Here is a 7,845-nt window from a genome sequence, read left to right as displayed (position 1 = left end):
CCGTCGACGCTGGGACGGGTGCGGGCCCGGGGGCCGGCACGGCCGGTCCCGGCCCGGACAACGGCCCCGCCGACACCGCCGAGCCCGCTCCCCGGGCGGGCCGCACCACCAACCTGGTCTGCGGTGCAGTCGTCGTCCTCACCGGGGCGGGCACCCTCACCGTCGCCCTGGACCTCGGCCTGGGCTCGCTCTCCCGGCCCGGGGCCGGCACGTGGCCGGGGATCGTGTCGGTGCTCCTGATCGTGATCGGCCTGCTCGTCGCGGCCCGCGCCGCGACCTACACCGACGCCGAACCGATCACCAGGGACGCGGTCGGTGTCGCCGTCGGTGTGGCGACCCTGGCCGTGGCCGTACAGCTCTTCCCCTTCGTCGGCTTCGAGCTCCCCTCCGTCGCCCTGCTGGTCTTCTGGATGAGCGTGCTGGGGCGGGAGAAGCTGCGCCTGTCGGTGCCGGTCTCGGTGGCGACGGTCGCGGCCGCCCATCTGGTCTTCGTGTACGGGCTCGCCGTCCCGATCCCCCGCCTCTTCTGATCCGCATCCCCTGAAAGGCGTTCCACCATGGATTTCACGCCCGTGATCCAGGGGTTCGAAGTCCTCCTCGAGCCCGAGAACCTGCTCTTCTGCCTGATCGGTGTGGTCGCCGGCATGGCCATCGGCGTCCTGCCCGGTCTCGGCCCCGCCGCCACCATCGCGATCCTGCTCCCGCTCACCTACAGCATGGATCCGATCCCCTCGATCATCATGCTCGCCGGCATCTTCTACGGGGGGATCTACGGGGGCACCGTCACCGCTGTGCTGCTGAAGCTGCCCGGCGAGACCTCCTCGGCGGTCACCGCTCTGGAGGGGTATCCCCTCGGGCAGAAGGGGCAGGGAGGCAAGGCGCTCGGTGTGGGAGCCGTCGCCTCCTTCGTCGGCGGCACCGTCTCCATCGTCGTGCTGACCCTGGTCGCCCCGCTGATCGCCGGCTTCGCACTGGAGTTCGGCCCGCCCGAGTACACTGCCCTGACCCTGCTCGGCATCCTGCTGGTCGCGACCATCGGCAACGGGTCCAAGCTCAAGGCCCTCGCCGCTGCGGCGGTCGGCCTGCTGCTGGCCACGGTCGGACGCGACGCCTTCACCGGGGAGCTGCGCTACACGGCCGGCAACCTGGAGCTCACCGACGGGCTCGAGTTCGTGCCGATCGCCATGGGCGTCTTCGGCCTGGCGGAGATCCTCTACAACCTGGAGCGCCGACGCAACGGCACTGGCATTCCGGCGGCCGCGGACCGGGTCCTGCCCGACAGGGCCACCATGAAGCAGTCGGCCGGACCGATCGGCCGCGGCGGTGTCTTCGGCTTCCTCCTCGGGCTGTTGCCCGGTGGCGGCGCCACCGTGTCGGCGATGGCCTCGTACGGTGTCGAGAAGCGGCTGAACAAGGGGCCGACCCCGTTCGGGAAGGGCGCCGTCCAGGGTGTGGCGGGCCCGGAGGCGGCGAACAACGCGGCGGCCACCTCGTCGTTCATCCCGCTGCTGACCCTCGGTATCCCCGCCAATGCGACCATGGCGGTGATGTTCAGTGCGCTGCTGATCCAGGGCATCACCCCTGGCCCGCAGCTGGTCGAGACCGACCCGGACCTGTTCTGGGGCGTGATCAACTCGATGTACCTCGGGAATCTGGTCCTGCTGGTGCTGGCGATCCCCCTCATCGGTCTGTTCGTGCGCATCCTGTACGTGCGCACGTCGGTCCTGTCCCCCGTCATCGTGCTGATCGTGTGCATCGGCGCCTTCACCATCAGCAACCGCATCTTCGAGGTGATGGTGGTGATCGTCTTCGGCGTGCTGGGCTACCTGATGAAGAAGCACGGCTTCGACCCGGCGCCGCTGGTGCTGGCGTTCGTGCTCGGCTCGCTGTTGGAGGACAACTTCCGCCGCTCGCTGATGATGTTCGACGGCGATGTCACCCGGATCACCGGCCACCCCATCGCGATGACGCTGCTGGGTGTGTTCCTGCTGGTCGTGCTGGTGCCGATCGTGCTGAGGCTCGTGAGGTCGCGGCGGCCCGACCTGCTCGGGGGCGTGCCGACCGGGGTCTCGGCCACGGACGGCTCGGACCGCCCGGACGGCGGCACGAACGACTCCGACGGCGGCGACGGCGACGGCCCGAACCACGCGGTCGACGCGAGGACCGGATCGAACTCCGGTGATACCCCCTCCTCTCCCGGCGGTCCCGACCGGACCTGACCCCGGACCCCACAGCCGGAGCCCCACCCCCACCATCCTGACTACTGCTGAAGGAGCCCCCATGCCTGCTGACTCGATCCGTCGGGTCACGCTGTCCTCGGTCACGCTGCCCCTGCGCAACGCGATCTCCGATGCGAAGGTCTTCACCGGACGGCAGAGACCGATGACCGAGGTCGTGTTCCTCTTCGCCGAGATCACCACGGAGCAGGACCAGCACGGTCTGGGTTTCGGTTACTCGAAGCGGGCCGGCGGACCCGCACAGTACGCGCACGCGGCCGAGGTCGCCGAGGGGTTGATCGGTGAGGACCCCAACGACATCGGGCGGTTGATCACCAAGCTCCAGTGGTCGGGGGCGTCCGTGGGGCGTTCCGGTCTGGCCACGCAGGCGTTGGCGGCGTTCGACGTGGCGCTGTACGACCTGAAGGCCAAGCGTGCCGGGCTGCCGTTGGCCAAGCTGCTCGGTGCCCACCGGGATTCCGTGCGCACGTACAACACCTCGGGCGGGTTCCTGAACGCTTCGCTCGACCAGGTGAGGGAACGGGCGAGCAGGTCCCTCGACGAGGGGATCGGGGCCGTCAAGATCAAGGTGGGGCTGCCGGACAACGCCGAGGACCTGCGGCGGGTCCGCGGGATCCGCGAGCACATCGGTGACGACGTGCCGCTGATGGTGGACGCGAACCAGCAGTGGGACCGCACGACGGCGTTGCGCATGGGCAGGCGGCTGGAGGAGTTCGATCTGACCTGGATCGAGGAGCCCTTGGACGCCTACGACGTCGAGGGCCATGCGCGGCTGACGCGCACTCTGGACACCCCCGTCGCCACGGGCGAGATGCTGGCTTCGGTCGCCGAACACGAGCGGCTGATCGACGGCGGGGCCTGCGACGTCATTCAGCCGGACGCGCCGCGGGTCGGGGGCATCACGCAGTTCCTGCGGTTGATGACCCTTGCTGACCAGCGTGGTTTGGACCTCGCTCCACACTTCGCGATGGAGATCCACCTGCACCTGGCCGCGTGCTACCCGCGTGAGACGTGGGTGGAGCACTTCGACTGGCTGGACCCGCTGTTCAACGAGCGGTTGGAGACCAAGGACGGGCGGATGCTGGTGCCCGACCGGCCGGGGCTCGGAGTGACGATGTCGGAGCAGGCGCGCTCGTGGACGACGGAGTCGGTCAGCTTCGGCACCGCATAGGAGCGGGAGACCCGTAGGAGCTGGAGAACCCTCGTCGCTCCCCGCGCATGCGGACAACCCCGCGTGCGCGGGGAGAACTCGGGCATCCACAGAACGAATACGGTCGGGCCTGACCCCGCCGGGCCTCACCTCTTCGGGCCGGTCCAGGGCTCGCGGATCCAGGTCCACGCCCAGGCCCCGCAGTTCCAAGCCCCGCCGATCCAGGCCGCACCGGTCCTGATCGGCCAGCGCGCACAGCACCGCCAACGCCAACTTCCGGCTCTCCACCGGACGCGCGCCCGTGGCGCGTCCGCTCACAAAGCAACGCCCGCGCACGATCGCCGCCAGCACGGAGACGTTGATGCTCGCCCCGTCACGCACGGCGAAACCGCGCACGGTGGCGTCGACGTCCGAGTCGGAACCCGCGTCGACTTCGGGCTTGAACTCGGACCCGGGCTCGGGCTCGATCCCGGAGCCGAGGTGAGGGATGCGCTCGGCGTAGCGCCGCACGCGGCGCGACCGGTTCCGCCGGTCCCGGGGGTTCCGGCTGCTCTGGCGGGTCCGGCTCCGCTGGACTTCGCCCGCCAGCTCACGGACGTATCCGAAGGGTGAGATGTGCACGCCCTGCGAGGCGCGCACCATGCGCATCAGCAAACACAGAAAGGCAATAGGGTGGATCATGTCGTCCTGCTTCCTTCAGGTCGGCCATGGCCCCCGGGCGTGCGCTAACACGTCGCGGGGGTTGTCCTTTTCGACGTTCATCGGTTGACCGGTGTCACGCACATCGGCGTCACGCGCCTTCCCGAGCTCGGCAGAGATCGGCCCGCGCAGAACGCCCAACACCGCGAACCGGGAATATACGAATTGCCTGCTTAACGTTCTTTGTCCCGCTCAGAGGAAGGAACATCTAGAGGGGGCGGGACTCAGAACAAAGCTACAGCGCCGAATCTGTAGCTACCTGTCCCGTACTGGTACGTACCATTCCGAACTCGTGGCCACCAACTGACCTGGGTTAACTTCTGATGGTGATTGAACTGGACGGGCCGAACCCGATCTACTGCCAGATCTCCTGCGTCATTCGGGAACGAATTTCCGACGGCACATACAAGCTGGAGCGCACCATTCCCTCGGAGGCAGAAGCCTGCGACGAGTTCGGGGTATCCCGGCGCACCGCGCGGTCGGCCTACGCGCTGTTGAAGGACGAGGGGCTGATCCTGCGCGTCCCCGGACGCGGGACCTTCGCGGTGAAGCGCCCCGAGTAGTCGCGGCCGACACTCCTCCGCCCTTCGCGCGCGGGCGCTGCCCCCGTGCCAACCACCGTCGGCCAAGGCCCCGAGCAAAACGCCTCGCCCCCATCCAGGGCTCCTGGCACGATCCAGGGATGGCCACGTTGTACCTGACAGTCGGCTTGCCCGGCTCCGGAAAGACCACGAGAGCGCACCAGCTCGCGGAGGAGCGCAGCGCGCTACGCCTCACCCCGGACGAGTGGATGATCCCGCTGTTCGGCGCATCGGATCCGGATGGCAAGCGCGACGTCATGGAAGGCCGGCTGCTGTGGCTCGCTCTGGAAGCCCTGAAGCTCGGCACCGACGTGGTTCTGGATTTCGGGTGCTGGTCGCGCAACGAGAGGTCCGCGATCCGCTGGTTGGCGCACTCCGTCGGTTCGCGCTGCCATCTCGTGTACATGCCGGTGGACCATGAGACGCAGCTCGAGCGGATCGCTCAGCGCCAGGCGGTGGCCTCGGATCATACTTTCCCGATCAGCGAAGCGGACCTCCTCCGCTGGAGGGCGTTGTTCGAGGTCCCCGACCACGCGGAACTCGAAGGGCACGAGTGGCCCGTGGATCAGGGGCAGCGCGCGGAGCGCGAGAGGCGCGCAAGGCACGAGCGGCACGAGATCGCAGATCCCCCGCCCGGGTGGCCGGGATGGTTGGAGTGGGCCGCCGACCGGTGACCGTCACTCGCATGACCGGGCCCTCCCTGGACGACTGAGCGCGGAGACAGCAGGCGCTGGCTCAGTCGGCCCGTGCCGTGCGCGCGCTCATCGCAGGTTGGTCCCGTGTGTACCCGGACGCGGGACCTTCGCGGTGGAGCGCCAACCACCGTCAGGGGGTCCAAGCGGGCTCGCCGTCGTCATCGACGGTGACCGTGCCTCCGACGGTGACCTCGACGGTCTCGGTGTCGGGGTCCTCGTCGTCGGTGTGAGCGTAGGTCCACTCGACCTCGGCGCTGCCCGCTGCGGTGGTCACCACCTCTAGCGGGGCGCCGTTCAAGGTGGGCTGGTCGGACGCGACCAGGTCGATCTCGGGCATGCCGAGGAGCTCCCACGAGACGTCGCCGGTCGAGCGCGTCGGGGTGGACTCCAGTCCCAGGGGGCAGCCGGGCGGGGCGAGGGTCTCGGCTCGGGCGCACTCGTCCAGGTGATCCTCGACCTGCTCGGCGACCTCGTCGACGAGCCCCTCGCGCACGGTCAGGTCCGCGGCAGAGAGCTGGACAATGGTGACCGGAGAGGCTCTGGGCCCGAACACGGCGACCTCGTCGAGCACCTCGTCGGCGAACAGTTCCTCGTCGTCGGTGGTGGCCAGGGTGTAAGTCCCGGGCAAGGCCGGCACCGCGGGGTTGGTGCGCGACTGCGACGGGGGCAAGGCAGTGTCGATCTCGGCACTGGCCACACGCACCTCGTCGAGGTGGTCGCTGGTGACCACCAGCTCGCCGATCAGGGTGTCCAGATCGGTGACCTCCCAGTCGCGGACCCAGCCGGTGTCCTGACGCGCCACCTGCACGTAAGCGGTGTGCGTGGCACCGTCGAGCTCGTACTCGACGTCGACCGAGGCAGTGCCCCGGTTGGGGCGCTGGGTGTCGGCATCGGCGTGGCCGTAAGTGACCTTCGTGGTGCGGAGGTCGTGCGGCGGGGTGTAGCCCTCGACCAGGACCCGATCGAGCACGAGTGGGGAATCGATGTCGGCGTGCTCGAGCACGGCCTCGACGTGGCCGTCGGCCAGATCGTCGAGCAGCTCCTCGACCGGGTCGGTGGGGTCGGTGGTAGCGGCTTGGAAAGCGCGCAGACCGGCCGCTGTCAGGGCCAGGACCGCGAGGACGGCTCCGGCCACGAGGAGTCGGCGCCGCCACCGCGGCCGTCCGCGGGGCTCCTGCCGGGGCGGACCCGGTTCGTGGTCGGCGGCGGGCGGGGGTTCGGCGGCCAGGGGTGTCCCACAGGCGCGGCAGAAGCGTGCGTCGGGGCGTGTCTGGCGCTCCTGGCAGGAGAAGCAAACGGGCAGGTCGGGCTCGGTCATGGGCGCTCGTTAACGGGGTCGGGGGTGTGGCCCAGGGCGTTGGCGTGGGCGGGGCGGGTCTCCACGTGCAGGGGCAGGGAGGAGGAGAAGCCCCACACCCCTCACAACCTCCACACCAACACCGGCGCCCCTGCCCCCGACGCCACGATCATGTGCCCGTCCCTCGTCAGCGACGCGCACCGCAACCGCGCCTGGCCCGTCCGCAAGGCCGCCGCCGGCGCATAGTGAATCGTGTCCCGCACGAACACCTGCCCGTCCCACCCCGCGGTGATCAACGACGACCCGTCCGCGCTGAACCTCGCATCACAGATCAGATCGTGGTGCCCGGCGAAGGTCGGCCCCTCGGCCCCGCTGTCCGACGCCCACGTGCGCACCACACCATTGGAATCCCCGGTCAGCATCACCGGCTTCAGGGGGTTGAACGCCGTCGCCGACACCATCGGCGCCACCGTCTCGTAGTCCGCGAGCATCGCCACGGGCGTCCCGTCGGTGCGCCACATCCGCGCGCTCCGGTCACTGCTCCCGCTGAGGATCGTCGACCCGTCCGGCGAGAACCCCACCGACAACACCATGTCCTCGTGCCCGGGGAAGCTCACCACGCTCCGCCCGACCCGCAGGTCCCACAGCAACACGTGCCGATCGCCGGAACCGCTGACCAGGAAGTTCCCGTCGAGCGAGAAGTCCAGGCACGACACCGTTCCCGCGTGCCCGGCCAACACCCCCAGCGGACGCATGTTCACCATGTCCCACACCCGCACACACCGGTCCTCGTGTCCCGAGGCCATCAGGGTCCCGTCGGCGTTGAACGCGACCACGTTGACGGACTTGCGGAACCCGGTGAACTCGCCCAGGTGCGTCCCGTCGTTGCCGTTCCACAGGCAGATCGCGCCGTAACTGGCCACGGCGATGATGCTCCCGTCCGGGCTCACCTCGGCCGGACCGGGCGGGAATCCCTGCGGGCACGGCGGCAGCGCGCCAAAGGTCGGTTGGCCGCCGGCCCAGCGCGCGACGACGGTCTCCGGAGCCCCTCCGTCGGCGGTGCGGGGCCCGGCGGAGCCGGCGGGCTGCTCGGGGCCGAGGTGCCCGGAGGCTTCGGCCGCTCCGCCCCGGGCGGGTGTGCTCTCCCGCCCGCGCCGGGTGAAGGTCCCGGTGCGTTCGGCGTTGC

General features: G+C 69.8%; 7 protein-coding genes. 5 read left to right on the top strand and 2 right to left on the bottom strand.

What is annotated here, in order from left to right; all coding sequences use genetic code 11:
- The 5 genes from D474_RS0125350 to D474_RS0125330 all read left to right on the top strand — a co-directional run.
- Nucleotides 1-530: tripartite tricarboxylate transporter TctB family protein (locus D474_RS0125350; RefSeq protein WP_017616287.1), on the top strand; the 530-nt coding region annotated here is incomplete at its 5' end.
- Nucleotides 531-557: 27 nt separating this feature from the next.
- Entirely contained in the window at nucleotides 558-2,219 is a 1,662-nt protein-coding gene (locus D474_RS0125345) for a tripartite tricarboxylate transporter permease (protein ID WP_017616286.1), read from the top strand.
- Between the two features lie 61 nt (nucleotides 2,220-2,280).
- Nucleotides 2,281-3,408 carry an L-talarate/galactarate dehydratase gene (locus tag D474_RS0125340; RefSeq protein WP_017616285.1) on the top strand — a complete coding sequence of 376 codons (1,128 nt, stop codon included), beginning with the start codon at nucleotides 2,281-2,283 and terminating at the stop codon, nucleotides 3,406-3,408.
- A gap of 1,001 nt (nucleotides 3,409-4,409) precedes the next feature.
- Nucleotides 4,410-4,649: a GntR family transcriptional regulator gene (locus D474_RS0125335; protein ID WP_017616284.1), complete on the top strand. Its 240-nt coding sequence runs from the start codon at nucleotides 4,410-4,412 to the stop codon at nucleotides 4,647-4,649.
- 119 nt (nucleotides 4,650-4,768) lie between these two features.
- Entirely contained in the window at nucleotides 4,769-5,341 is a 573-nt protein-coding gene (locus D474_RS0125330; protein WP_017616283.1) for an AAA family ATPase, read from the top strand.
- Between the two features lie 151 nt (nucleotides 5,342-5,492).
- Here the strand turns inward: D474_RS0125330 and D474_RS0125325 are convergent, their stop codons facing one another.
- Entirely contained in the window at nucleotides 5,493-6,680 is a 1,188-nt protein-coding gene (locus D474_RS0125325) for a hypothetical protein (RefSeq protein ID WP_017616282.1), read from the bottom strand.
- A gap of 101 nt (nucleotides 6,681-6,781) precedes the next feature.
- Nucleotides 6,782-7,845: WD40 repeat domain-containing protein (locus tag D474_RS0125320; protein ID WP_017616281.1), on the bottom strand; the 1,064-nt coding region annotated here is incomplete at its 5' end.

It is taken from the genome of Nocardiopsis salina YIM 90010 (assembly GCF_000341025.1).
Taxonomy (GTDB): Bacteria; Actinomycetota; Actinomycetes; order Streptosporangiales; family Streptosporangiaceae; genus Nocardiopsis; species Nocardiopsis salina.
Note: the sequence above shows the minus strand (reverse complement) of the source record. Positions and strands in the feature narration are given on the sequence as shown.